Source organism: Aeromonas sp. MdU4, from assembly GCF_041929505.1.
In the GTDB taxonomy this organism is placed as follows: domain Bacteria; phylum Pseudomonadota; class Gammaproteobacteria; order Enterobacterales; family Aeromonadaceae; genus Aeromonas.
The window spans coordinates 99,873-125,496 of the sequence record NZ_JBHFMW010000024.1 but is presented as its reverse complement, the minus strand read 5'-3'; the positions used below and the strand labels follow the sequence as shown (position 1 = coordinate 125,496).

Annotated in this window: 25 protein-coding genes; 16 read left to right on the top strand and 9 right to left on the bottom strand. The window is 57.3% G+C overall.

What is annotated here, in order from left to right; translation table 11 throughout:
* Window positions 1–120 precede the first annotated feature (120 nt).
* The 5 genes from ccoS (at window position 121) to ttcA (ending at window position 3,884) form a co-directional block, all read left to right on the top strand.
* Window positions 121–309, top strand: a complete 189-nt coding sequence (gene ccoS / locus ACE1BR_RS14140; RefSeq protein WP_374871294.1) for a cbb3-type cytochrome oxidase assembly protein CcoS — start codon at window positions 121–123, stop codon at window positions 307–309.
* The gene (locus ACE1BR_RS14135) at window positions 293–979 is read left to right on the top strand and encodes a sulfite exporter TauE/SafE family protein (RefSeq protein WP_374871292.1); all 687 of its coding nucleotides are present in this window, start codon (window positions 293–295) and stop codon (window positions 977–979) included. Before ccoS ends, ACE1BR_RS14135 begins: the two co-directional genes overlap by 17 nt.
* A 68-nt stretch (window positions 980–1,047) precedes the next feature.
* Window positions 1,048–1,803, top strand: coding sequence for an FNR family transcription factor (locus tag ACE1BR_RS14130; RefSeq protein ID WP_182925460.1), 756 nt, complete (start codon window positions 1,048–1,050; stop codon window positions 1,801–1,803).
* 150 nt (window positions 1,804–1,953) lie between these two features.
* Window positions 1,954–2,901 (top strand): universal stress protein UspE, encoded by a 948-nt coding sequence (uspE, locus tag ACE1BR_RS14125; RefSeq protein WP_374871290.1) that lies wholly within the window; start codon window positions 1,954–1,956, stop codon window positions 2,899–2,901.
* Between the two features lie 74 nt (window positions 2,902–2,975).
* Window positions 2,976–3,884 carry a tRNA 2-thiocytidine(32) synthetase TtcA gene (ttcA, locus tag ACE1BR_RS14120; RefSeq protein ID WP_374871288.1) on the top strand — a complete coding sequence of 303 codons (909 nt, stop codon included), beginning with the start codon at window positions 2,976–2,978 and terminating at the stop codon, window positions 3,882–3,884.
* Between the two features lie 102 nt (window positions 3,885–3,986).
* Here ttcA and ACE1BR_RS14115 read toward each other — a convergent pair whose 3' ends face one another.
* Window positions 3,987–4,673 carry a DUF2987 domain-containing protein gene (locus ACE1BR_RS14115; RefSeq protein ID WP_374871286.1) on the bottom strand — a complete coding sequence of 229 codons (687 nt, stop codon included), beginning with the start codon at window positions 4,671–4,673 and terminating at the stop codon, window positions 3,987–3,989.
* A gap of 16 nt (window positions 4,674–4,689) precedes the next feature.
* A complete protein-coding gene (locus tag ACE1BR_RS14110) occupies window positions 4,690–5,427 on the bottom strand; it encodes a hypothetical protein (RefSeq protein WP_374871737.1) in 738 nt (245 codons plus the stop codon).
* A 201-nt stretch (window positions 5,428–5,628) separates the two neighbouring features.
* Between ACE1BR_RS14110 and potA the strand changes: the two genes are divergently transcribed.
* The 11 genes from potA (at window position 5,629) to ACE1BR_RS14055 (ending at window position 16,429) form a co-directional block, all read left to right on the top strand.
* Entirely contained in the window at window positions 5,629–6,732 is a 1,104-nt protein-coding gene (potA, locus tag ACE1BR_RS14105) for a spermidine/putrescine ABC transporter ATP-binding protein PotA (protein WP_374871284.1), read from the top strand.
* Window positions 6,719–7,606, top strand: a complete 888-nt coding sequence (gene potB / locus ACE1BR_RS14100; protein ID WP_374871282.1) for a spermidine/putrescine ABC transporter permease PotB — start codon at window positions 6,719–6,721, stop codon at window positions 7,604–7,606. The genes potA and potB overlap by 14 nt, the downstream gene beginning before the upstream one ends.
* The gene (gene potC / locus ACE1BR_RS14095; protein WP_374871280.1) at window positions 7,603–8,373 is read left to right on the top strand and encodes a spermidine/putrescine ABC transporter permease PotC; all 771 of its coding nucleotides are present in this window, start codon (window positions 7,603–7,605) and stop codon (window positions 8,371–8,373) included. Before potB ends, potC begins: the two co-directional genes overlap by 4 nt.
* 81 nt (window positions 8,374–8,454) lie before the next feature.
* Window positions 8,455–9,522, top strand: a complete 1,068-nt coding sequence (locus ACE1BR_RS14090; RefSeq protein ID WP_374871278.1) for an extracellular solute-binding protein — start codon at window positions 8,455–8,457, stop codon at window positions 9,520–9,522.
* Window positions 9,523–9,669: 147 nt separating this feature from the next.
* Window positions 9,670–10,296 (top strand): glutathione S-transferase family protein, encoded by a 627-nt coding sequence (locus ACE1BR_RS14085; RefSeq protein WP_374871276.1) that lies wholly within the window; start codon window positions 9,670–9,672, stop codon window positions 10,294–10,296.
* Window positions 10,297–10,523: 227 nt separating this feature from the next.
* Window positions 10,524–10,943, top strand: a complete 420-nt coding sequence (gene rbsD, locus ACE1BR_RS14080) for a D-ribose pyranase (RefSeq protein ID WP_374871274.1) — start codon at window positions 10,524–10,526, stop codon at window positions 10,941–10,943.
* Window positions 10,944–10,964: 21 nt separating this feature from the next.
* Window positions 10,965–12,485, top strand: coding sequence for a ribose ABC transporter ATP-binding protein RbsA (gene rbsA, locus ACE1BR_RS14075; protein WP_374871272.1), 1,521 nt, complete (start codon window positions 10,965–10,967; stop codon window positions 12,483–12,485).
* Window positions 12,482–13,450: a ribose ABC transporter permease gene (gene rbsC, locus ACE1BR_RS14070; RefSeq protein WP_374871270.1), complete on the top strand. Its 969-nt coding sequence runs from the start codon at window positions 12,482–12,484 to the stop codon at window positions 13,448–13,450. Before rbsA ends, rbsC begins: the two co-directional genes overlap by 4 nt.
* Window positions 13,451–13,485: 35 nt before the next feature.
* On the top strand, window positions 13,486–14,361 hold the full coding sequence (gene rbsB / locus ACE1BR_RS14065) for a ribose ABC transporter substrate-binding protein RbsB (RefSeq protein WP_374871268.1): 876 nt from the start codon (window positions 13,486–13,488) through the stop codon (window positions 14,359–14,361).
* Window positions 14,362–14,489: 128 nt separating this feature from the next.
* Window positions 14,490–15,422, top strand: a complete 933-nt coding sequence (gene rbsK, locus ACE1BR_RS14060) for a ribokinase (RefSeq protein WP_374871266.1) — start codon at window positions 14,490–14,492, stop codon at window positions 15,420–15,422.
* A complete protein-coding gene (locus ACE1BR_RS14055; protein ID WP_374871264.1) occupies window positions 15,422–16,429 on the top strand; it encodes a substrate-binding domain-containing protein in 1,008 nt (335 codons plus the stop codon). Before rbsK ends, ACE1BR_RS14055 begins: the two co-directional genes overlap by 1 nt.
* On the opposite strand, the gene ACE1BR_RS14050 is transcribed toward ACE1BR_RS14055, so the two are convergent.
* The 7 genes from ACE1BR_RS14050 to ihfA form a co-directional block, all read right to left on the bottom strand.
* The gene (locus ACE1BR_RS14050) at window positions 16,398–18,068 is read right to left on the bottom strand and encodes a diguanylate cyclase domain-containing protein (protein WP_374871262.1); all 1,671 of its coding nucleotides are present in this window, start codon (window positions 18,066–18,068) and stop codon (window positions 16,398–16,400) included. The two genes, ACE1BR_RS14055 and ACE1BR_RS14050, sit on opposite strands and share 32 nt — an antisense overlap.
* The gene (locus ACE1BR_RS14045; protein ID WP_374871260.1) at window positions 18,065–18,526 is read right to left on the bottom strand and encodes a hypothetical protein; all 462 of its coding nucleotides are present in this window, start codon (window positions 18,524–18,526) and stop codon (window positions 18,065–18,067) included. The genes ACE1BR_RS14050 and ACE1BR_RS14045 overlap by 4 nt, the downstream gene beginning before the upstream one ends.
* An 86-nt stretch (window positions 18,527–18,612) precedes the next feature.
* Window positions 18,613–19,380, bottom strand: coding sequence for a Sir2 family NAD+-dependent deacetylase (cobB, locus tag ACE1BR_RS14040; protein ID WP_374871258.1), 768 nt, complete (start codon window positions 19,378–19,380; stop codon window positions 18,613–18,615).
* An 81-nt stretch (window positions 19,381–19,461) separates the two neighbouring features.
* On the bottom strand, window positions 19,462–20,091 hold the full coding sequence (locus ACE1BR_RS14035; RefSeq protein WP_374871256.1) for a GNAT family N-acetyltransferase: 630 nt from the start codon (window positions 20,089–20,091) through the stop codon (window positions 19,462–19,464).
* 3 nt (window positions 20,092–20,094) lie between these two features.
* A complete protein-coding gene (locus ACE1BR_RS14030; RefSeq protein WP_374871254.1) occupies window positions 20,095–21,339 on the bottom strand; it encodes a response regulator in 1,245 nt (414 codons plus the stop codon).
* Entirely contained in the window at window positions 21,323–25,312 is a 3,990-nt protein-coding gene (locus ACE1BR_RS14025; RefSeq protein ID WP_374871252.1) for a response regulator, read from the bottom strand. The genes ACE1BR_RS14030 and ACE1BR_RS14025 overlap by 17 nt, the downstream gene beginning before the upstream one ends.
* 15 nt (window positions 25,313–25,327) lie before the next feature.
* Window positions 25,328–25,624, bottom strand: coding sequence for an integration host factor subunit alpha (ihfA, locus tag ACE1BR_RS14020; RefSeq protein WP_005300715.1), 297 nt, complete (start codon window positions 25,622–25,624; stop codon window positions 25,328–25,330).

The following is a 25,624-nucleotide window of genomic DNA, read 5'->3' as shown; positions in this document are numbered from 1 at the left end:
GCTGAAAATGTGGCCTGCCTCCGATGCAGGCCACACTTTTGACCGATAGCGGCTGGCCCTCCCCCCGAGCGGGGTTACCATGGGGGACGCATGCCACGGATGAATGCCAAGGTACTTCTCATGAACATAATTTTTGTCTTGATCCCCATCGCCATTCTCTTCGTCATCATCGCCGGAGCGGTCTTTTTCTGGGCCATTCGCTCCGAGCAATTTGAAGATCTCGACCGACAGGGCTCCAATATCCTGTTTGATGAAGACTTGCCCCTCTCCAAACCAGCCAAACCTGCCGACGATGACAAACAACCTTGATCTGTTTGGTGCCCTGCTGGTCGGACTCGCAGGATCTACCCACTGTATTGGCATGTGCGGTGGCGTCTCTGCCGCCCTTGCTATGGCAATCCCGGCAAACAAGCAGCACTTCTGGGGGCGACTCGCCTATCTGCTCAACTACAACCTCGGCCGAATCCTGAGTTATGTGATTGCCGGTGCACTGGTGGGTGGGCTACTCGCCACCACAAGCGAGCTGGGCGCTGGCAAACATGCCATCGTCGGGTTGCGCCTCGTGGCGGCGCTGCTGATGATCGCCCTCGGTCTCTATCTGGCGGGCTGGTGGCAGGGGATCCTGCTGCTGGAGCGGCTCGGTGCCAAGCTCTGGCCCCATATCAAACCGCTGGCAGGCAAGTTTCTTCCCTTCACTTCACCGCTGCAGGCATTACCCTTTGGCATGGTGTGGGGCTGGCTTCCCTGCGGACTGGTCTACTCCATGCTGACCTGGAGTGCGGCGGCCGGTTCGGCCAGTGGTGGAGCACTGATCATGCTCTTTTTTGGCCTTGGCACCCTGCCCACCTTGTTCGCCTTGGGGGGGCTCGCCGATCGCCTCAGATACTGGCTCACCCTGCGCAGTTTGCGCCTTGGTGGTGCCCTGCTGCTGATTTTGTTCGGGGTGCATACCCTATGGATTGGCATTGCGTCCTTTTGAAACCCTATCCAAAACGGATGAGTTGATGGTAAACTTGTTTGATATAAATCAATTATTCGTATGAGCCTATGATCCCGGAAAAGAAACCTGGCAGACGTATCCAGAGCGGTGGCTGTGCAATTCATTGCCAGGATTGCAGTATCAGTCAGCTCTGTATCCCCTTCACCCTGAACGACAATGAGCTTGATCAGCTGGACAGCATCATTGAGCGCAAGAAGCCGATCCAGAAGGGTGAAGAGCTGTTCAAGGCGGGTGACGAGTTCAAATCGCTCTATGCCATCCGTTCCGGGACCATCAAGTCCTACACCATCACCGAACAAGGGGACGAGCAGATCACCGCGTTCCACTTGGCAGGTGATCTGGTGGGCTTTGATGCCATCCACAAACAGGCACATCCCTCCTTCGCCCAGGCGCTGGAAACCGCCATGGTGTGCGAAATCCCGTTTGAAGTACTCGACGATCTCTCTGGTAAAATGCCCAAGTTACGTCAGCAGATCATGCGGCTGATGAGTAACGAAATCATGGGCGATCAGGAGATGATCCTGTTGCTCTCCAAGAAGAATGCCGAAGAGCGCCTCGCCGCTTTCCTGCACAATCTGTCGGTACGCTTCTCCGAGCGCGGCTTCTCTGCCAAAGAGTTCCGTCTGGCAATGACCCGTGGTGACATCGGCAACTATCTGGGGCTCACCGTCGAGACCATCAGCCGTCTGCTTGGTCGCTTCCAGAAGTCCGGTCTCATCAGCGTCAAAGGCAAATACATTACCGTGCTGGACCAGGTCGCGCTGGGCATGATGGCCGGTGCTACTCGCCCACCCTGCGGCTGATTTTTCTCTTACAATTCTGCCTTTATCCTGCCTTCCCTGCCGGGTCCTTTCCTCTGGAATGTGATCCGGTACGTTCCAGATACCCTCCTCCTGAGCTAAGCTGTAATAGCTAAGATTCTGCCGTCATTGGACTTTTCCAAGGAGGAGAAGATGGTCAAATATCAGAATATTCTGGTGGTTATCAATCCAGAAGAGGAGCGTCAAATCGCCCTCGAACGGGCAGTCAAAGTCGCCGAGCTGGACGAAAACGCCCATCTGACCCTGCTGCTCACCATCTATGACTTCTCGTATGAAATGACTGCCATGCTCTCGGTGGACGAGCGGCAAGAGATGCGTGATGGTGTCATTTCACAGCGACGTGAGTGGCTGGACGAGATCCTGACCCCCTATCGGGCGCAGGGGATCGAGTGCGAGGTGAAGGTGATCTGGCACAATCGCCCGTTCGAATGCGTGATCCAGGAAGTACTGGAGCAGCACCACGATCTGGTGGTCAAGGCCACCCACCATCACAGCTTCCTGCAAACCTTCATCTTTACCCCCACCGACTGGCATCTGCTGCGCAAATGCCCCTGCCCTGTCCTGCTGGTCAAGGAGGGTCACTGGCAACGGGGTGGCAACATCATCGCCGCCATCAACTGCTCAAGCGACGATCCGGATCAGAAACTGCTCAACGAGCGGATCACCCAGGAAGGGAGCGATATCGCCGAGCTGCTGGGCTCCAACCTCTATCTGATCAACACCTACCCGGGCACCCCGGTCAACGTGGCCATCGAGCTGCCGGAGTTTGACCCCAATGCCTATAACGAGGCAATCCGCAAACATCACGAAAGTCTGCTGCTGAACCATGCCGACAAATTCGGGATTGGTCATCTCTGGACCCGGGTAGCAGAAGGGCTACCGGAAGAGGTATTGCCGGATATGGCCGAAGAGCTCAAGGCGACCCTGATGATCATGGGCTGCGTCGGGCGCACCGGCCTGTCAGCCGCCTTGCTCGGCAATACCGCCGAACATGTGATTGATCGCCTCTCCTGCGACATCCTGATCCTCAAACCGGCCGACTACAGCTGCCCGGTCGACAGTCGTCGCAATCAATCATAAGGTGCCTGGCACCTTGCCCTCCCCCGGGACATGGCTATAATAACGCGCTTATTTGTGTCCCGGGTTTTACGAGCATGCTAGAAGAGCTGAACGCCAAAGAAAAATACAGTTTTAACAAACTGCAGAAGCGCCTGCGGCGCAACGTGGGTCAGGCCATTGCCGACTTCAACATGATTGAAGAGGGCGACAAGGTCATGGTCTGCCTCTCCGGCGGCAAGGACAGCTTCGGTATGCTCGACATACTGATGAGCCTCAAAGCCAGCGCCCCCATCCATTTCGATCTGGTTGCCGTCAACCTGGATCAGAAACAGCCCGGTTTCCCCGAGCATGTGCTGCCTGAATACCTCGCTTCACTCGGCATCGAGTACAAAATTGTCGAGGAAGATACCTACTCCATCGTCAAGGAGAAGGTACCGGAAGGCAAAACCACCTGCTCCCTCTGCTCACGACTGCGCCGTGGTATTCTCTACCGCACCGCCCAGGAGCTGGGTTGCACCAAGATTGCCCTTGGCCACCACCGCGACGACATCCTCGAGACCCTGTTCCTCAACATGTTCTACGGTGGCAAGCTCAAGTCCATGCCGCCCAAACTGGTGAGTGACGATGGCAAGAATGTGGTGATCCGCCCACTGGCCTACTGCAAAGAGAAAGATCTGGTTCGCTATGCCGAGGTCAAAGCCTTCCCCATCATCCCGTGCAACCTGTGCGGCTCGCAGGAGAACCTGCAACGTCAGGCCATCAAGCAGATGATGCAGGATTGGGATCGCCGCTTCCCCGGTCGTATCGAAACCATGTTCACCGCCATTCAGGACGTGATCCCGAGCCACCTGCTCGATCACAAGCTGTTTGACTTCAAGAGCATCAACCGCGACTCCGGCATCATCGATGGCGGCGACAAGGCGTTTGATCCGCCCGAGATGCCAAAAGCCCCGCTGCTGGACATCGACGAGATGGACATGCTGGATGTGATTGAAGTGCGCTAAGCCGCAGTCACATGGCAAACGCCACGCAATAAAAAGGAGCGATGATCGCTCCTTTTTGCTTTCTTGAATCTGCCGGTCACTGAGGTAACCGCGCCACCGGCCTCACCCCTTGTGCAGCCAGGGGGTCAACCGCAGCACGTCTCCCTGCAAACGCAGTTGCCCGGCGGCAAACGCAGCCAGCTGCTTATTGCTCAGCAGCAGGTGTCCCTCCTGCCAGGGCAGCACCTCCTGACGGGCGTCATCAATCAGATAAGCGGTGCCGCTCTGCTCCACCAGGGTAATCCGCACTCCTTCCATCTTTGGCAGGAAGTGTTTGCCGACCATGCCCGCCATTTTGTCGAGCAGCGATTGCATCTGCTGCTGACGAGCCGCAAGCTCAGCCAAGGGCAGCTCGGGCCCGCTCGGCGCATCGGCCATCACCTGTACCGCCATATCGCAGCTGGCGTGTGGTTCTTTGAGCGTGACCTGCACCATCCCTTTGTCGAGGTTGAGATCATCGTCGAACGGTAGTCGCAGTTCGTTGTCTACCGTCACCTCGGCCGCGACCTCCTTGTCCTGCGTCGATACCCGCGCAGCGGCCAAGCCGCAACGCTGACCATTTTGCGGATCGGTCAGATAAAACCCCAGTCTGGCGTGACCAAACTCCCCTTTGGCAAAGGTTTTCATCTGGCTGTAAAAGGTACTGTATTGCAGATCCAGCACCGGCTCAGCCATCGCCAGCCCTGGCAGCAAGAGACTGGCAAGCAGGCTCTGGCGCAAGACTTGGGTCACTCCATATCGACGGGTCATTCAACGTCCTTTTGCATCATGCATTGAAATGGTTTGGGCCTTCTGTCACCTCGCTGACCTCTACCCCCACCCCGCAGAGATCCCGATAGAGGATCCCCTTGCAGTTGAAGTAGAGCGGTGCCACCCAGATAAGACCCAATCCCATGGGGATCAGGGCCACAAAGAACAGCGCAGCCATCACGCCATGGAACAGCACTATGCTGGGCCAGCCGCGCACAAAGAGCTTGAAGGAGACCAGAATGGCCTGGGGCGGCGTCAAGCCACGCTCCAGCACCAGCGGCACGGTAAACAGCAGCCCCATACCGATCAAGACCGAGGGAATAAATGCCAGCATGGGAGGCAACCCCACCAGATCGAACAGCGGGCCAAACAGGCTGGTAAGCAGACTGCCCAGCAGGCTCAGCATGCCAAGGCGCACAAAATGACGGAAGAAGTCGAACACCTGGTTTGCCCGGGCGCGCACGCCGACCGACTGTTGCAACCCCAGCATATCGAGGGAGCTGGTCATGGGCGCCATCACCACGGTGATCAACAGACTCAATACCATGGCTACATTCATCTGGTCATCGTCACCCAGATAGGGCACCAGCAACATATTGCTGAGCAGGATCCAGATCGCCGTGACACCGACAATCGCCAGCAGCAGGCCAAATCCGGTACGGCGGGTCTGTTGCCATCCTTCCTGGATGACCCCTTTCAGGTCCAGGCGATAGCCCTTGTTCAAAGATTGCTCGAGAGAGCCGCCAATACGCATTTTATTACTCAATTGACTATCCAATATCGAAAACGACCAAATCAGGTGGCACATTATAGCGATTTGGCCTGCTATTCGTAGCCGTTTTTCCTGACTACTCGCGGCTGAACAGAGCCAAAAAGCCTTTAATTTCATGCATCGGCTGCATAGAATGCGGCCCTCTTTCAACACGATGGCCACTGGCTGGGGTGAGACTGGCGGATGATGAACAATCCACAGGTAATTGTCGCGCTGAACAAGATCAGCAAACTTTATGACGGCAAGGCGATATTGGCCGACCTTGACCTTGAGATCTATGACGGTGAATTTCTTACCCTGCTGGGCCCCTCCGGCTGCGGCAAGACGACCCTGCTGCGCCTGCTGGCCGGGCTCGAATCGGTCGACGGTGGCACCATCCATCTGGCCGGGAACGAGATCACCCATATCCCCGCCGAGCACAGGCACATCAACACCGTGTTCCAGAGCTATGCGCTCTTCCCCCATATGACGGTGTTTGAAAACGTCGCCTTTGGCCTTCAGATGCAGAAAGTGCCGGCCAGCGAGATCCGCCAGCGGGTCGAGGAGACCCTCGCCATGGTGCAGCTCACCGAGCTGGCCAACCGCCGCCCGGATCAGCTCTCCGGCGGCCAGCAACAACGGGTCGCCATTGCCCGCGCCGTGGTCAACAAGCCGCGCCTGCTGCTGCTCGATGAATCCCTCTCGGCACTCGACTACAAGCTGCGCAAGCAGATGCAGAGCGAGCTAAAGGCGCTGCAGCGTCGCCTTGGTATCACCTTTGTCTTCGTCACCCATGATCAGGAAGAGGCGCTCACCATGTCTGATCGTATCCTGGTGATGGAAGGCGGCAAGATTATCCAGCGCGGCACTCCACGCGATATCTACGAGTCACCAGCCAATCTGTTCGTGGCCCGCTTTATCGGCGAGATCAACGTGATGGATGGCAAGCTGATCAGCCAGCCCGAGCCCGGCATCTGGCAGGCCGAGGTAGAGGGGCGCGAATGCCTGCTTCATACCACCTTGCCGTTCCAGCCAAATGACAAGGTACTTGTGCTGCTGCGCCCGGAAGATCTGCGCATTCTCGATCAGGATGACGATCAGGCCGGCGCGCTGCGGGGCAATATTCGCGAGCGCAACTACAAGGGGGCAACGCTGGATTCGGTGATCGAACTCGACAGTGGCAAACAGCTGCTTATCTCCGAGTTCTTCGACGAAGATGACCCCGATTTTGACTACCGTCTCGGTCAGGAGGTGGCGATCCACTGGGTCGACAGCTGGGAGGTGGTACTGCCCTATGAGCCTCACTAATCTGCGGGTACCGCACAGCTTTGCCCACAACGGCTTTCGCAACACGGCCATCGCGCTGATCCTGGGCTGGCTGACACTGTTTGTCTTCCTGCCCAACCTAATGATCATCGGCGTCAGCTTCCTGACCCGTGATGAGTCCGAGCTTATCGCGCCACTCTTTACCCTGAGCAACTATGGCCGCCTGCTGGACCCGCTCTATTTCGAGGTGCTGCTCCACTCCCTCTGGCTGGCGCTGCTCGCCACCGCCATCTGCCTGCTGGTGGGCTACCCCTTTGCCTGGCTGCTGGCCAATCTGCCAACGCGTATCCGCCCGTTGCTGCTGTTTCTGGTGGTGGTGCCGTTCTGGACCAACTCCCTGATCCGCACCTATGCACTGAAAGTGCTGCTCGGCACCCGGGGGTTGATCAATGGCTGGCTGCTGGATCTGGGGCTCGTCGAGCGGCCGCTGCAGATGATGTATACCGAGGTGGCCGTCATCATCGGGCTGGTCTATGTGCTGCTCCCCTTTATGGTGCTGCCGCTCTACTCCAGCATCGAGAAGCTGGATGGCCGTTTGCTGGAGGCGGCGCGGGATCTTGGCGCCAACGGCTGGCAGCGGCTGGTGCGGATCATTTTGCCGCTCACCCTGCCCGGCATCATCGCCGGTTGTCTGCTGGTGTTCCTGCCCGCCATGGGGATGTTCTATGTCTCCGACTTGCTGGGGGGCGCCAAGCACCTGCTGATCGGCAACCTGATCAAGACCCAGTTCCTCAACAGCCGCGACTGGCCCTTTGGCGCGGCCATCAGCGTGATGCTGACGGTGCTGATGGCACTGTTGGTCTACTGCTACTGGCGGGCGGGCAAGCTGCTCAGCAAGAAGGGGGAGCTGGCATGATGCGCGCACTGAAGGCTCTGTTTCTGCTACTGGTGTTTGGCTATCTCTATGTGCCCATCGGGGTGTTGATCTCCAACTCCTTCAACCTGTCGAAATATGGCATCGACTGGCGCGGCTTTACTCTGGGTTGGTATGAGAAGCTGTTTGCCAGCGCCAGCCTGATGCAGGCGGCCCAGCACTCCCTGACCATCGCCGCCCTCACCGCCACCACGGCCACCCTGATCGGCACCCTCACCGCCGTGGCGCTGTTTCGCTACCGTTTTCGCGGCAAGCAGTACGTGAGCGGCATGCTGTTTGTGGTGATGATGTCCCCCGATATCGTGATGGCCATCTCCCTGCTGACCCTGTTTGTGGTGACCGGCATTGCGCTGGGCTTCTGGTCGCTACTGATTGCCCACATCACCTTCTGTCTGCCGTTCGTGGTGATCACCGTCTACTCGCGGCTGTGTGGCTTCGATGTGCGGATGCTGGAAGCCGCGCGGGATCTGGGGGCTGGCGAGTGGATCATCCTGCGCCGCATCATACTGCCGCTGGCCCTGCCGGCGGTGATGGCGGGCTGGCTGCTCTCCTTTACCCTGTCGCTGGACGACGTGGTGGTGAGCTCCTTTGTCACCGGCCCGGCCTACGAGATCCTGCCGCTCAAGATCTACTCCATGGTCAAGGTGGGAGTCTCTCCCGAGGTCAACGCCCTGGCCACCCTGATGCTGGTCGCCTCTCTCGGGATGGTGCTGCTGGCACAACTGTTACTGCGCAAACGGCAGGGTTGAACCTGCCCGTTTCGTCCCCGCCACCTTTGGCGAACTCTGTCACGGTGGGCCGCAAGGCCCCATAACCCCAAGGAGTTGTTGATGACAATCCAACACCAGGCCGGCGCCCTGCTGGCAGCCGCCCTCACCCTCACCACTCCGCTGCTGAGCCAGAGCGCTCACGCGGCCGACGACAAGGTGGTCTACTTCTACAACTGGTCGGAATATGTGCCGGACGGCCTGCTGGAGCAGTTCCAGCAAGAGACCGGTATCAAGGTGATCTACTCCACCTACGAAGCCAACGAGACCCTCTACGCCAAGCTGAAAACCCATGGCGACGGCTACGACGTAGTGGTGCCCAGCACCTATTTCATCTCGAAAATGGCCAAAGAGGGGATGCTACAACCGCTGGATCGCGCCCAGCTGCCCAACTTCAAGCACCTCGACCCTACCCTGCTCAACCACGAGTACGACCCGGATAACCGCTACTCCATCCCCTATATCTGGGGTGCAACCGGGATCGGCACCAACACAGATATCATCGAGCAGCCGGTTACCAGCTGGAAGCAGCTCTGGGCACCGGAGTGGAAAGAGAACCTGCTGCTGATGGACGATGCCCGCGAGGTGTTCCATATCGCGCTGGTGCAGCTGGGCTACAGCCCCAACACCCAGGACAAGGCGCAGATCGCCGAAGCGTTCGAATACCTGAAAAAGCTGATGCCCAACGTCAAGGCGTTCAACTCCGACAACCCGGCTGACCCCTTTATCGCCGGTGAGGTCAATATTGGCATGCTGTGGAACGGCTCGGCCTACGGCGCCCAGCGCGAATACCCCTCCATCCAGATGACCTACCCCGAAGAAGGCGCCGTGCTCTGGATGGACAACCTCGCCATCCCGGCCAAGGCCAAGCATGTGAATGAGGCTCACGCCCTGATCAACTTCCTGATGCGCCCCGATGTGGCCGCCAAGGTGGCCGAGGCAATTGGCTACCCCACCCCGGTCAAGGATGCCATTCCCCTGCTCAGCCCGGCGTTTCGCAACAACCCCATGGTCTTCCCGAGCGACGAGATCAAGCGCAAGGGCGAGTTCCAGTCCGATGTGGGGGATGCCTCCCGCCTCTACGAACAGTACTTCCTGCAGCTTAAAGCCATGGTGGCCAAAGCCGATTAATTCTGCGCTTTTTCATCCCCCCTCAGGGGTGTAGATTGGTTGAGGGGGCAAACGCTGCCCCCTCTCTTTTTTCATGACCCTCCGTGGTGCTCCGCGAAGCAATCTTTCGCCGATATCGCGGGTGGCCTGAGCCAATCAGGAGTATTCATGTCCGATCTGACCCTCTTCTTCGCCCCCGGCTCCTGCGCCGTGGCTGTCCAAATCGCACTGCTGGAAACCGGCACCCCATTTACTGCCCGCCAGCTCAATCTGGCTGCCGGTGAGCAGCGTTCGCCCGAATACCTCGCCATCAACCCCAAAGGACGGGTGCCTGCCCTGATCACCGAACAGGGCACCTTGACCGAGACCCCAGCCCTGCTGCTCTATGTGGCGCAGCGTTTCCCCGATGCCAAACTGGCGCCGCTGGACAACCCGTTCCTGCTGGCCCGCATGCAGGAGGTCAGCAGCTTCCTCGCCTCCACCGTGCATGTCTCCCATGCCCACGGTCGCCGTGGCAGCCGCTGGGCCGATGACGAGCAGGCCATTGCCGCCATGCAGCAGAAAGTCGCCAGCAATATGCGCGATGGCTTTGCCCAGATTGAGCAGCACTATCTGGCAGGCCCCTGGGTACTGGGCGAGCAGTTCAGCGTGGCGGATATCTACCTGTTCGTGGTCGCAGGCTGGCTGAAAAGCGATGGGGTCGAGATCAGTGAATTCCCCAAGGTTGCCGCTCATTATCAGCGCATGCTGAGCCGTCCGGCCGTGAACAAAGCTCTCTCCACTAACTCCAACTAAGTACAAAACCAATAGAAGGGTGCCGAGGCTCCACTGACACCCTTCGCCCTCTCTCCTTCACACTTTTGCTACCCTCTTTGCGATCGTTTGAGATCGTTTTCACATTTCCGCTGTTTTGCCGTGGCCGTTCTTTGGTTATTCGCCTACCTTTGCATCATGACGCAACCGGTTGCGTAACCGGTTGCCCAACAAGAAACTGCGACGGCGAAAGCCTGATGAGGTGCTGTATGAAACGAGGCGTACTGCTAAATGCTCCCCTGAGTGCTCTGGTGGCACAGATGGGCCACACCGACGAGATCACTGTCTGCGATGCGGGGCTGCCCATTCCGGCAGGTCCGGAGCGGATCGATCTGGCGCTGATGGCGGGTACCCCCAGCCTCGAAACCGTGCTGACCGCGCTGCTCACCGATCTGGTCGTTGAGAAGGTGATCATGGCACGCGAGATCAAGCAGATCAGCCCCGCCGCCCATCAGGCACTGGTTGATCAACTTGAAGCGCATGCAGAAGCCCAGGGCAAGCCCATCGCCATCGAATACTGCCTGCACGAGGAGTTCAAAACCCGCTCCCGCCAGAGCAAGGCCATTGTGCGCAGCGGCGAGGTAACTCCCTACGCCAACCTGATCCTCTGCGCCGGTGTGGCGTTTTAAGCCTCTTCAAGGAAGCTGCAAATGAGCATAACCTCCTCCCCATCACCCATTCTGGAGCTCACCGGGATCGTCAAGACCTTCCCCGGTGTCCGCGCCCTCGACGAAGCGGGTCTGCGGGTCTATCCGGGCGAGGTGATGGCCTTGCTCGGTGAGAATGGCGCTGGCAAGTCCACCCTGATGAAGGTGCTGACCGGCATCTATCAAGCCGATGCGGGCAGCGTCAGCTACCGTGGGCAGCCGGTCCACTTCAAGGGCCCCCGCGACTCCCAGGATCAAGGGATCAGCATCATCCATCAGGAGCTGAACCTGCTGCCGGAGTTGTCGATTGCCGCCAACATCTTTCTCGGTCGCGAGCCCCGTACCCGCTTTGGCAGCATCGACCACAAGCAGTTGCGCGAGCGCGCCAGCGGCCTGCTGGCACGGCTAGGGGTCAAACATGGGCCCGATACCCGGCTCGGAGATCTCTCCATCGGCGAACAGCAGATGGTGGAGATCGCCAAGGCACTCTCATTTGATGCCAGCGTCATCATCATGGATGAACCCACCGATGCGCTGACCGACACCGAAACCGAGCAGCTGTTCAAGGTGATCCGTGAACTGCGCCAGCAAGGCTGTGGCATCGTCTATATCTCCCACCGTCTCAAAGAGATCTTCCAGATCTGTGATCGAGTCACGGTGCTGCGCGATGGCAAGTGGATTGGCGAGAAGGCGGTAAGCGATCTCGACGAGGACAAGATCATCGAGATGATGGTAGGTCGGCGACTGGAAGAGCAGTATCCCCGCCTGCATCAGGAGCTCGGTCCTGTTAGCTTGCAAGTGAAGGATCTGGCAGGCCCCGGCGTGCGCGGGGTGAGTTTCTCCCTGCGTCAGGGGGAAATTCTCGGCTTTAGCGGCCTGATGGGCTCCGGTCGTACCGAGCTGATGAAGCTTATCTATGGCGCCAGCCCCATCAGCGCCGGTGAAGTGGCAGTGGATGGCCACGCGCTGGTCCCGCGCAGCCCGGCCGATGGGCTGGCTGCAGGCATCGCCTATATCTCCGAGGATCGCAAGGGCGATGGCCTGGTGCTGGAGCTGTCGGTGCGGGAGAACATGAGCCTGTGCGCCCTTGATGAGTTTATCCACGGCGGCAAGATCGACGGCAAGGCCGAACGTCAGGCAGTCAGTGACTATGTGCGCCTGTTCAACATCAAGACCCCGAGTCAGGATCAGCTGATCAAGCTGCTCTCCGGCGGCAACCAGCAGAAGGTGGCCATTGCCAAGGGGCTGCTGACCCGGCCCAAGGTGCTCATTCTGGACGAGCCAACTCGCGGCGTCGATGTAGGGGCCAAGAAGGAAATTTATCAGCTCATCAACCAGTTCAAAAAGGAGGGGATGAGCATCATCCTGGTCTCCTCCGAGATGCCGGAAGTGCTCGGCATGAGCGATCGCATCATGGTGATGCACGAAGGGCGCATCAGCGCAGAGTTCAACACCCGCGAGGCCAATCAAGAGAAGTTGATGGCAGCGGCAGTCGGTAAACAGTGGCAAGAGGCACACCAATGACAACCCAAACCCTTTCCCGTCGTGGCGTTATGAGCAAGGCCTGGTGGATCGAGAACAAATCCCTGGTCGCCCTGCTGGTGCTGATTGGTGTGGTCTCCTTCCTGAGCCCCAACTTCTTCACCGCCGACAACTTGCTCAACATCCTGCGCCAGACCTCGGTCAACGCCATCATGGCGGTCGGCATGACGCTGGTTATCCTCACCGCCGGTATCGACCTGTCGGTCGGTTCGGTGCTGGCTCTGTGCGGTGCACTCGCAGCCACCATGGTCGCCATGGAGCTGCCCATCTGGCTGGTGGTGCCCCTCACCCTGGGTGCCGGTGCCCTGCTTGGCGGCGTCAGCGGTCTTATCATTGCCAAGGGCAAGGTGCAGGCGTTCATCGCAACGCTGGTCACCATGACCGCCCTGCGCGGTATCACCATGGTCTATACCGAGGGACGCCCCATCTCCACCGGTTTCAGTGACGGCGCCGATCACTTTGCCTGGCTCGGTACCGGTTACCTGTTCGGTCTGCCGGTGCCCATCTGGCTGATGGCCATCGTCTTCCTGCTGGCCTGGTTCATGCTCAACCACACCCGCCTCGGCCGTTACATCTATGCCCTGGGTGGCAACGAGTCAGCGACCCGCCTCTCCGGCATCAATGTGGATCGGGTGAAGCTGGCGGTGTATGGTCTGTGCGGTGCGCTCTCGGCGCTGGCAGGTCTTATCGTGACCTCCCGTCTCTCCTCTGCCCAACCCACTGCGGGCATGGGTTACGAGCTGGATGCCATCGCCGCAGTGGTGCTGGGTGGTACCAGCCTGATGGGGGGCAAGGGCCGCATCATGGGAACCCTGATCGGTGCCTTGATCATCGGCTTCCTCAACAATGCCCTCAACCTGCTCGACGTCTCGTCTTATTACCAGATGATCGCCAAGGCTAGCGTGATTTTGCTCGCCGTGATGGTCGATAACAAAAGCAATCGATAACAACGCAAATAATGCCACACACAAGGAATGAAATGATGAAAAAGCTCAATACCCTGCTCGCTGCCGCCATCATGTCCGTGCTGGGCACTGCCCAGGCTGCCGATCACACCCTGGCGATGGTGGTCTCCACCCTCAACAACCCCTTCTTTGTCACCATGAAAGAGGGTGCCGAAGCCAAGGCCAAAGAGCTTGGCTACGAACTGGTGGTACTGGACTCCCAGAATGACCCGGCCAAAGAGCTCTCCAATATGGAAGATCTCACCGTTCGCAAAGTCAGCGCCATTATGATCAACCCCACCGACTCCGAAGCGGTCGGCAATGCCATCCGTCTGGCCAACAAGGCCAACATTCCGGTGCTGACCCTGGACCGCGGCGCCGCGCAGGGTGAGGTGAAAGCCCACATTGCTTCCGACAACGTGGCTGGCGGCAAGCTGGCCGGTGACTTCATCACCGAGAAACTGGGCACTGGTGCCAAGGTCATTCAGCTGGAAGGAATTGCCGGTACCTCCGCAGCCCGCGACCGTGGTGAAGGTTTTGCCCTGGCCGTGGCGGCCAACAAGCTGCAGGTGCTCGCTTCCCAGCCTGCTGACTTTGACCGCACCAAGGGGCTGAACGTCATGGAAAACCTGCTGGCGGCGCATCCGACCGTACAAGCCGTGTTCGCCCAGAACGACGAAATGGCGCTGGGTGCCATCCGCGCAGTACAGGCGGCTGGTAAAGAGGTGATGATCGTCGGCTTCGACGGGACTGACGATGGCAAAGCTGCCGTTGCCAAGGGTAAACTGGCCGCCACCGTGGCCCAGCAACCAGCCCTGATCGGTGCCATCGGCGTGGAAACCGCTGACAAGGTGCTCAAGGGCCAGCCGGTAGAAAAAGCCATCCCGGTTCCGCTGCAAGTGGTCAGCAAATAAGTTGATAAGGGGGGAGGCTCGCCTCCCCCGGTTTTCTCTTTTCCCATACTTTATCCCTTGAACGTGCCTCCTGGCTTGGGCTCACGCAAGGCCAGAGTTCAAACCAAGATGCATCAGGAGTAGTCAACATGAATCGTCTCGTTGTTTTAGGCAGTGTCAATGCAGACCACGTACTGCGCGTTCCTCACTTTCCACGTCCGGGTGAAACCCTGACCGGCCACAGCTATCAGGTGGTGCCGGGTGGCAAGGGGGCCAATCAGGCGGTTGCGGCCGCCCGTCTCGGCGCCCCCGTCTCCTTTATCGCCCGTATCGGTGATGATGCAATTGGTCAACAGATGCGTCAGGGCTTCGTGCAGGACGGGATCGATGTGAGCGCGGTGGAGCTGGACGAGCGTCTCCCCACCGGCATCGCCATCATCTACGTGAGCGATGAAGGGGAGAACAGCATCGGTATCTCAGCCGAGGCCAATGGCGCCCTCTCTGTGGAGATGGTCCAGCGCCACGAGACCATGATTGCCGACGCTCACACCCTGCTACTGCAGTTGGAAGTGCCGCTGGAGAGCGTGTTCGAAGCGGCCCGTCTGGCGCGTGCCAATGGTACCCGGGTAGTACTCAATCCCGCGCCAGCACGCCCGCTCTCGGCCGAACTGCTGGCATTGGTGGATCTCATCACCCCCAACCAGACCGAAGCCGAGTTGCTGACCGGGGTCAAGGTCACCAATGAGGAGAGCGCCCGCGAGGCGGCAGTCCGCTTCCATCAGATGGGGATCAAGGAGGTGATGATCACTCTGGGTGCTCAGGGCGTCTATTGCAGCAACGCGCAACAGCAAGTGCTAATCCCGGGTTTTCGGGTCGAAGCGGTAGACAGCACCGCTGCTGGCGATACCTTCAACGGTGCCTTGCTGGCCGCCGAATTGGCTGGCGCCGACTTCAACGCCGCGGTGCGCTTTGCCCACGGTGCAGCTGCGCTCTCAGTGACCAAATACGGTGCCCAAAGCTCTATCCCGGGTAAAGGAGAGGTCGATACCTTCCTGCAGGCACAAGCCGCGCTGGGGCACTGATGGCCAATATCAAGGAGGTGGCGGCCCTGGCGGGGGTCTCCACCACCACCGTATCCCACGTCATCAATGAGACCCGTTTCGTGGCTGAGGAGACCCGCGAGCGGGTCTTTTCGGCCATGCGCGAACTCAACTATGCCCCGAGTCTGGTGGCCCGCAGCCTCAAAGTGAAGGAGACCAACAGTATCGGCATGCTGGTCACCACCTCCAGCAACCCCTTCTTTGCCGAAGTGGTGCGCGGGGTGGAGCGTTACTGCTTCGAACAGGGTTACAACCTGATGCTGGGCAACACCGAAGGTCAGGCGGAAACAGCCCTCTCCTACCTCAAGATGATGTTGCGCAAACGGGTCGATGGCCTGCTGATCATGTGCAGTGAGGGGCAGCAGGAGGTGTTCAACCAGCTCGACTGGCTCAAGAGTCTGCCGGTGGTGGTAATGGACTGGGGTCTGGTTAGCGAGGATGTTGACTTGATCGCAGATAACTCACTTCATGGAGGCTATCTCGCGACTCGCCATCTGCTGGAGCTGGGCCACAAAGAAATTGGTTGCATCACCGGCCCCCAGAGCCGCGCTCCCGCCAACCAGCGTCAAGCGGGTTTTGAACAGGCCATGCAGGAGGCAGGTTTGACCATCAATCCGGCCTGGCTTCAGGAGGGGGATTTTGATTGCGCCAGTGGCTTTGCTGCCATGCAGCGTCTGCTCGCGCAACCTGAGCGCCCTACCGCCCTCTTTGTCTGCAACGACATGATGGCGATGGGTGCCATCAGTGCCGCACATCAGGCCGGGATCGTGGTACCGCAAGATATCTCCATCATGGGTTACGACAACGTGGCGCTGGCCGAGTTTATGTCGCCGCCGCTCACTACCATCAACCAACCTAAAGAGGCGTTGGGACGCCTTGCCGTCACCCGGTTACTGGCACGGATCAATGGTGAAAATGTCGATAATCATCTGATCACCGTAGAACCGGATCTGGTGATCAGACAATCCTGCGCCCCGCTATCGGGTTAACAAACATCTGCTCAGAGTCACGCACCAGCACAACCAGACCAAGCTCTGCTGCTAGGGTTTGCAGCAACTCAGACTTGATGCAGCACTGCTGATCTGGCCACCAATAGTGTAATGGCCATCCGGACCGCAGCAAGCCAACGGTCTGGGTACCCAGTTCCGTAATAACCAGTTGGTTACCCCTTGCAACAAGCGCCTCCCTATTTTGTTCGCTTTCGAAGAGATTATTGTCTTTAACGAGCAGGACACTGTTGCTTGCCACTCCAAATGCTTCTAACAACATCCAAAGACGTGGTCCCAAACAGGGCAATAGCAGAGGCGATTGCGATGTAACTTCTTTTTTCCAACGCTTGCACACCACATTCAAAACCGGTTCAAGCAATCCCATTTCGTCAAGCCACTCCCAGGAGCAAACATCACCGCTTTGTTGCCATGACAATTCAGGTTTGACCAAACAGGGGGTGCCAAAAAGATCATTAATCTGTACCCAAGACAGATTTAGGGGCCAGTCAACATTGGACTCCAGTTCTCTTAACAACTCGCTACGCACTCTTGCAGACTCCAAGTCTGCATACAAAGCAGCTTGGAAATGTACGATATCCTGTCCCGACGACTTTGCTCTGTTTAGACTGAAAATCGCACGAGAGAGCAGCAACTCACCACATAACTCCCCTTCTCCTGCTATGGCTACACCGATTCGCCCCTCAATCCTAAACTTGAGCTTGCCATTGCTGCATTCAAATGGGATTTCCGCCAGTAATTTGTATATTAACTTCTGTAGATCTATTTCATCAGGGGCTGGTGTCAGCAAAATAGCGAACTCATCACCTCCCAAGCGATAAGCAACTGCCATATTGAATAACTCAAGTCGACGTCCTGTCTCTACCAATGCTTTATCGCCATATTGATAGCCAAGCTGATCATTGATCTGCTTAAAATGCTTGAGGTCGATCAATATAAGACATCCACCGATCTGATACCTCAACTGCTCAATTAACGCTCGCCGATTAGCCAATCCGGTCAAAGCATCACGCCGAGCCAAACGATAATTGGTTAGATAAGCCCGAACCAAAGCAAATACCAATACCAGTCCGCTTGCCAGTAACCCTAACTGTCCCAACATGAGCCAACGCAGAGTCTGTCGCTGTTGTTCGATCATAGCAATCTGGGTCGGTAGGTGAAAAACCTGCAATACCTTCATATGTAGGATCTTCTGATTATTTTCCAATCGATGCTCAAGCTCATCAAGCAACCGAGAATCATTTAAAACACCTTGGTCCATTTGTGATTCAATAAGAGCAATATCTTGGTGAACACTATTCAGTAATGGAGAAAGTTCAAAACGTTCTCTGGCAACACGACTCTCCTCCCCTTCAAGGAAGGTCTCTAATCTAGTCCACAGCACATCATACTGCCGACTTAATGCATCAAAACTAATTCCGCCTATACGATAGAGCTTTAGATCCAATCGAAATGTGTTCATTTCATTTTCAATTTGACTAATATTCCAGTGAGATACTCGGTAAAAATTATCTACTAATAATTCATTTCGCCCCAGTAATTGAATGGTAAAAACCGATGTAAGAACGAAAAGCAGACTAATCAATGAAAGCAATAGATAATATGCCCAACGATACATCATGGCTGCGACTCAATACGAGTTAACTGCCATACCATCAGCGCATGGATGTCAGTGTGATCTAACTCAGGATAACGGGAAAATGGCAACATGACCCATACATAGCCACGACTTCGCCTTGGAAGCAAACGGCCATCCTCACTGGTTGCAAGAATAACTTCGACACCATTAAACTTGGAAAGATCAAGTGGTTGGGTATATTCATCCAAACCAATCAATTGCATTTTCTGTGATTGTATTCCACGGCTTTTCAATAAGGATGCCAATAATGGACCACGATATGTATGCAATCCATTAGACCAGGGAGTCGTTGTCGAAAACTCAATTTGTGGCAAACTATCCAGTTCACTACGGCTAATTGGATATTCATATTTACCATGTTTAAGAATCAACAATGAAGCTGGTTCCACAGCCCAGAGTGTACCGACCAAAAATAACAAGAGTCCATAGATGAACCGCATGAGATACCTCCCTGTATAACATAAAGCACACTAACTTCATGTAGTTTGGGAGGAAATAATCCGAGGCGCAAATGTTAGGATGATCTTTAGCGCATTTCCATCCAGTTGTGCCCCTCGACCTGCCTGGGCTGGTGGATACCGCATGCCTCAAGCAACTCGTCCACATAGGTAGGGACCAGCAAGGAGGCGGGGCCGTAGCGCTTTTCATCAAACTGGCTACCTACCTCACTGGGCTCAAGGTTGAGCTCTATGGTGTGAGCGCCATTCAATCCTGCTTCATGAACAAAACCGGCTGCCGGGTAGACCGCCCCCGAGGTACCGATAGAGATGAAGAGATCACACTGGGCCAGTGCGCTGTAGATGCGATCAAGACCAATCGGCATCTCACCAAACCAAACCACATGGGGACGCAGTGGCTGGGGAAACTGGCAGCACGAACAGAGCTCATCCTGATGGAGATCGCCACGCCACTCGATCACCTGTCCTGACTCGGGGCAACGGGCCCTGAGCAGTTCACCATGCATATGAATAAGATTCTTGCTACCAGCACTCTCATGCAGGTTGTCGATATTCTGGGTGACAAGAGTCACCGCACCGGGCAAAAGACGCTCCAGTCTGGCCAGAGCATAATGAGCCGGATTGGGGTGTACCTGGGGTTGTTGCAGCTGTTTGCGACGGGAGTTATAAAAACGCAGCACCAGTTCCGGATCCCTGGCATACCCTTCAGGGGTCGCCACATCCTCAACCTTATGCTCTTCCCACAGGCCGTCACAGGCACGGAAGGTCTTGATACCGGATTCGGCTGATATTCCCGCACCGGTCAGGATCACGATATGTTTATATGACTGCGCCATAGGCTGCTCCATTTAGCTCCGCATACGCATAATAATGTGACCTTAGCACAAGGCAAAAAGTGGCACTATTCGCCCTTGGTCTTAGGAGGGAGTAATGGCTGGCAGAGCTGGCAACCACTCATCCAGCACCGACAAATCGAGCCTGACAAACACCATCTCCCGCCCGGTCACCAACGTCAGTGGCAACCCCAATCGCTTGAGCAGGGTGAGCATGGCGCGGTTCTGAGCCAGCACCTCTGCCGTCCACTCCTGGATCCCGTCAGCCCTGGCCAACAACGCGAGCGCCAGCAGAATGCGGCGCCCCGCCCCCTTGTGCTGAAAGTGATCCGCCACAATGCAGGAGAACTCTGCCCGATCAGGGTGAAGACGGCGACGAATTGACTGGGCCTGAGCCAGCGGCTGGCCAGCCAGATCCGTCAGCAACAGCGAGATCTGATGCTCGGGATGGTAATGGATGAATTGTGCAACCTGCTCCGGTGATGGTGTCCGCTTGGGGCGCATAAAACGCAAGTAGACGCTCTCTTCACTCAGCGCATCATAGGCCGCCACCATCAGGCTGGGCTCCACATCATGCAACTCGCGCAGTATGCAGGGAACATCAGCGACATTCATCGCCAACGGTAGCTCCGCACGGGAAACAGGATGCGGCCAGCCAGCCAGTCCCTTGTCCAGGCGATCTCGCAGGATGGGCCAGCAGAGGTAGCGGGCCATGGTTTACCAGCGCCCCGCCATACCGCGATCTCGCCACACTTCAGCATCGAGCAGGTTATAAGGATCATCAAGATAGATCGCGATACCCAGCTCCCTGACTCGTGCCATAAAACGCCCCAGCAGGGAGTCAGAAGTCAATGACTCCATCTCGGGCAAGATCCCCTGCCCCAATAACAAGGATTGCAGTGGCAGACGCTCCAGCAGATCGAATGGCAAATGCTGGGCATTATCGAGCAACAGGGCCAGCTTGCTCCCCGCCAGGCTGGCCTGCAGAACCAGCGCAAAGCGCTCGGCATTGCTCAGCAGATGATCCCGGCGGTGGATCAGCAGTGTCAGCTCGGATGGCATCCGTGACTGCTCAGTCAACCACTCCCTGAGCGCGTCCCAGCGCCCGGGCAACCCCGTCACCGCCAACCAGACCGGGTGCTGGGTAGCAGGACTGGAAAGCAGACAGAGCTGGCCCATCACCTCCCCTTGCCAACAACGGATGGTGCGTCGCTGGCCACTCAACCGCTGCTGACGCAATGGACCAAGATAGAGTCTGCGCATCAGGCTAAGCAGTGCATCGCAATCAAGCGGCTTGGCCAGTGCCGCCAGAATATTGAAACCGGCATCGAGCAATAGTCGGCGGGCACCGTCGATCAAGGTTTGCTCATGGGCGGAGAGCAGCACGATGGGCAACCCCTCTTGCTGCAACCGGGGCTGGCTCATCAGCAGGCTGATCGCATCCTGTTCCACCAGGCTAAGGTCACATATCAGCAGACGAATATCGCCCGCAGATAACGCGGCAAGGCAGGCTCTCTCATCTTGAACCCACTGGCAAGAGAGCCCCAACCCGGCGATGGTCTGTTGCAACTGCATTCCCTGAAAGGGGTGATCTTCCAGCAGCAACACCCTGTTCGCCGCCAGCCAGTTACACCAGTCGCGGTAACTGGCCGCCAGGCCCGCCAGCCACTCTTCACCGATGGCATAGATCCCGTCATGCTGCTGCAGTTGGGGGAAGTAGGCTGCCTGCTGATGAGAGGCCGGATCGTAGAGCGCAATGGCACCAGCAGTAAACAACCCTTCCCATTGCCAGCAAGCATCCGGCTGTGTGCGGTGCAGCGTGACATAGGAGGGCAATGTCATGGCGCTGGCCAGCTCATGAGAGGTGCGATCGAGGGCATAGAGCACAATGGGGCAAAATCCTGCCGTTTCATGCTCTTCAGGATCAAGCAATGCCAGTAATTCTTCATCTGTGATGATCATCTTGAGCCCTCTTCGAGAAATGCTGGCTGAACTCCTCCAGCGCCCGGGTTAATCTGGCCTGCAGCGCTGGCTGGGGAGATTGTTGCCACTCTTCAATCACAGTGACCAACCCGATAGCCCCCACCATTCTGGCGGCCCCTTTCAGCTTGTGTAAAGCAGCTTTCACGCCAACTTCATCTTCATTGATGAGACAACGATCAAGTTCTGTCAAATCGTCCCGGGTTGTTCTCAAATAGAGGGCGGCCAGCTCATCACTGAGCAGCACAGAGGTCGCCGTTTCTTCGGCCTGATTGCTTCCCTCTCTGGCAATATAGCGCAGTAGATTCGCCAGCTCCTTGATGGCAACCGGCTTGTCCAGATGCCCATCACAACCACACGACTGCAACTCGTTAGCCGCTTGTTCGCTAAGATCCGCAGTGATCACATAAACGGGTAGACGGGACCAGCGGGGGGATTGGCGTAATTGCCGACATAACTCGGCTCCGTTCATCACCGGCATCTGCAGATCAGTCAACACAAAGTCCACTTCGTGCTGCACCAGCATCTCCAGTGCCAGCTGCCCATTGGCAGCGGTGACCACGCTGGCACCAAGTTGCCCCAGCTGCAAGCTGATCAACTCGCGGTTCACATCGTGGTCTTCAACCAACAACACCGTCATACCGAGCCCTGGCTGAGTACCGGACAACGATTGTCCTGGCGCCAACCGTGGTTGCAGCAAGGAGATGATGGTGCCAGGTACCCAGGGCTCCCCCTGCCATGTCCAGTGGTAGAGTCCCCGTTCATCCATCTCGGCCTGCAGCGTATCTGCGGCGCTACTGACAGTGGCGATCCCGAATCGAGTCAACCAAGGCGAAAGACGTTCCACCTCATCACAGGGCAGCGAGAGCGCCAATTGCCGTACCTTGGGCTGCCAATCAGGCTCCTGTTGCATCCGTTTGAGGGGCAACTCACAGAAAAAACGGCTGCCACCACTGGCATGCGACTCGACATCGATGAGACCACCCATCTGCTCGATCAGCTGTTTGCAAATGGCAAGTCCAAGACCTGTACCCGGCGCCCGTAATTGCCCTTCGACGGCAAACTGCTCAAATGGCATAAAGAGCGTTGGGCGCATCTTTGCGGTGATCCCCGGCCCCTGATCATCGACCCCAAACCGTAAGGTGTCGTCTGCCAGCTCGGCCCACAGCACCACTTCTCCACGCTGACTGAACTTGATGGCATTGGAGAGCAAGTTGTGCAGCACCTGCCGCACCCGATGGGGATCGAGGGTCTGCAGCGCAGGCAGAGCCGAGTCCAGTTGCAGACGCAGCTGCAGTCCCTTGGCGCGGGCCTTGGTCCAGTGCACCGCCGCCACATGCTCGCAAAGTTCGGCAAAATCGGTGGGCTGAGGTGAAAGCGAAAGCTGTCTGTTTTCGTTGCGGCTAAAGTCGAGCACATCATTGAGCAGCCCCAACAGTTCGTCCCCCGCTTGGCGTACCCTGGCCAGTGCCGAGCCCTGCTCTTGTGACAAGGGGGTCGTAGCCAGCCACTCCAGCAATCCGAGGATGGCATTCATGGGTGTGCGGATCTCGTGGCTGATGGCAGCCAAAAAGCGCCCCTTGGCCAGCACCGCCTGCTGTGCCTCTTCATGAGAGTGTTGCAACGCCTGATCCTGCTCGACACGGGTCGTCGCATCCTGCATCACGGCATATATCCGCCACCCCTGTGGCTGGGTGCGACCACGGCCGTAGAGCTGCAGCCAGCGTTCACCTTTTTCCGGATGGCGATAACGCATGGTAAATGCGAACGGTTTGCCCGCTTGCAGCATGGCCATCATCTCGCGGCGGATCCGACGGCGATCGGTACGATCCAGCATAATGAGCACCCGCTGTGGTTCACGGCGGATCTGCTGGCTCGCCAACCCCAGCAATTCATAGCAACCACGGCTGATAAATTCGATGGCACCGACCCGTCCCTTGGTGAACATGAACTGCAACACCACGCCGGGTACAGTGTTGGTCAATGCACGCAACCGACGCTCTGCCTGACGCAGAAAACGGGCTTGCTCACGTAATGCGCTGATATCAGACAGCGCGATGAGATCAGTGGCCGGAGCCTGTTTGTCCAGTCGCAGCGGATGCTGGGCATAGGCAAATACCTGATCACCCAACACCAATTCACCTTCACTTTTTTGCAGCTGTACTGGCGGCAACATCAGTTGCTTGGTGTAGCGCAGGGCCAGGCGCCGTCCCTGCTTGTTGGATTTAATCACCTTGCCTTGGCTATCACGCAGATAAACAGGTACCGGAAGCGCCTGAAACATGGTTTCGCGCAATTCGCTCTCGATGGCCAGCGCTTTCTCGGCAGCATGGCGCTGCGCCACCTCCCGCGCCAGTTGCTGGCGGGAGCGCCAGATCCCCCCAATCACGATGCCGCTGATCAGCAGTGCCATGGTAATGGAACCAAACCATGCGGCGTAACTTACCCCGGACTGCTGCACCACCAGCAGGCGACGCCAACGCTGGTTGAGTTCATCCATCTGGTTATTGGTGAGAGCCATCAGATTGCGATCCATCACCCCCGCCAGCTCGGTCTGCCCCTTGTTAATGGCAAACCCGAGCCCAAACCGGTCCTCGACCTCCTCAATATCGAGCCCTTCAAGCAAATTAATACGCTGTGGATACTGCAACTGATAGAGCTCACTCAGCATGGCATCCGCCTTGCCCTGCTTGATCGCTGCCAGCCCTTGCTCGAGGCCGTCGGTGCGAAGCCACTCCTGATCACCAAGCAAGGCAAGCAAGGAGGGATCGTAGAGAGATTCCGGCACCAGAATACGCTGGCGCTTAAGCTGGATGATGTGATCGGCGACCACCTTGCGCTTGCTAATCAAGGCAAACCGATTGCTGGAGATCATGCGAGTAAAGGTAAACTCGTCTGTCAACGCCGGAGACTCCGGCAAACCGGCCATCATGTCCGCCTCACCACGACGCAACTTCTCGATCGCTTCGCTCTTCGACGCGGCAGGCACCAGCTTGTATTGCAAACCGGTCTCCTGGGTCACCCAGCGCAGTACATCCGCACTCCACCCTTTCACCTCCCCCAACTCATTGATCCCGCTATAGGGCATCAGATCCGGGTTCACCACCAGACGGACGGTGCGACCTCTACCAGATAGCCAGGCCTGCTCGGCATCGCTGAAATGCAGCTGGTTGACATAAAGCGAACCCTGATCAAGATAGCGACCCAGATCGGCATAGAGACTGCCTGCGGGCATATAGCGAATTGCAGTGTCTATAAGATGGGTCAACTCTGGCTCGCTGCGCATCATCAGACGGTAGCTGACAACCCGTTCATCCCCCAGCAGACGGCGCATCCGCAATCCATCCGCCGGAAATTCCCGCATCAGATAGCGCAGTTGCAGATAATCACCGAGATAGGCATTCCCTTTGCCACTCTCCAATGCCGAATAGAGATTCTCCCCTTGCGACAACTGCTTGATCACGGCATCGGGATAGAGGGCCCTTATGGTGCTGGCCGTGTCGGTCATGGCAGAGGCAAGAAACGTGGCGTGATTAAGATCACCACGGTAGAGAATGGCGGCATCTGTCTCCATCATGGCGCGGCTGACCTGCATATCGGGCAGCACATTCGACAAGGGCCCCACGTAAGGAACTATGTCACAGTGACCATCCAGCAAGGCCTCACGCACCGCTTGCCAGTCTGGCATTTCATGCACCTGAAGCGGTACTGGCAACACAGCTGCCAGCTTGTCGATACGATCCTTGAGTAGCCCTCCCCCCGTCAGCAGATAGGGAGGAGGAAGCGAAGCTGGATAACAGATCTCCAGCTGTTTGATGGATTTGACATAGGCCTGAGTGGCTGGCGCCAGAGGCAGCACAGTGCTCTGCAATGGTTTGGCATGCAGCGGCAGTGCCAACACGACACCAAACAAAAAAATGGGGAATTTGGTCATCTGAAAACAAAAGCCAGGCATCTGCCTGGCTTTTTATCACTCGTTGGGTTCAACATTTTCTACCCTGGCCTTGAGCTTCTGGCCAGGCCGGAAAGTCACCACGCGACGGGCGCTGATAGGGATATCCTCACCGGTCTTTGGGTTGCGTCCGGGACGCTGATTCTTCTCACGAAGGTCAAAATTACCGAAGCCTGAAATCTTGACTTGTTCACCACGCTCAAGCGCCTGTCGGATTTCCTCAAAGAAGGCTTCCACCATATCTTTGGCTTCACGCTTGCTCATCCCGAGTTGGGTGAACAGGTGCTCTGCAATGTCGGCTTTGGTAAGCGCCAT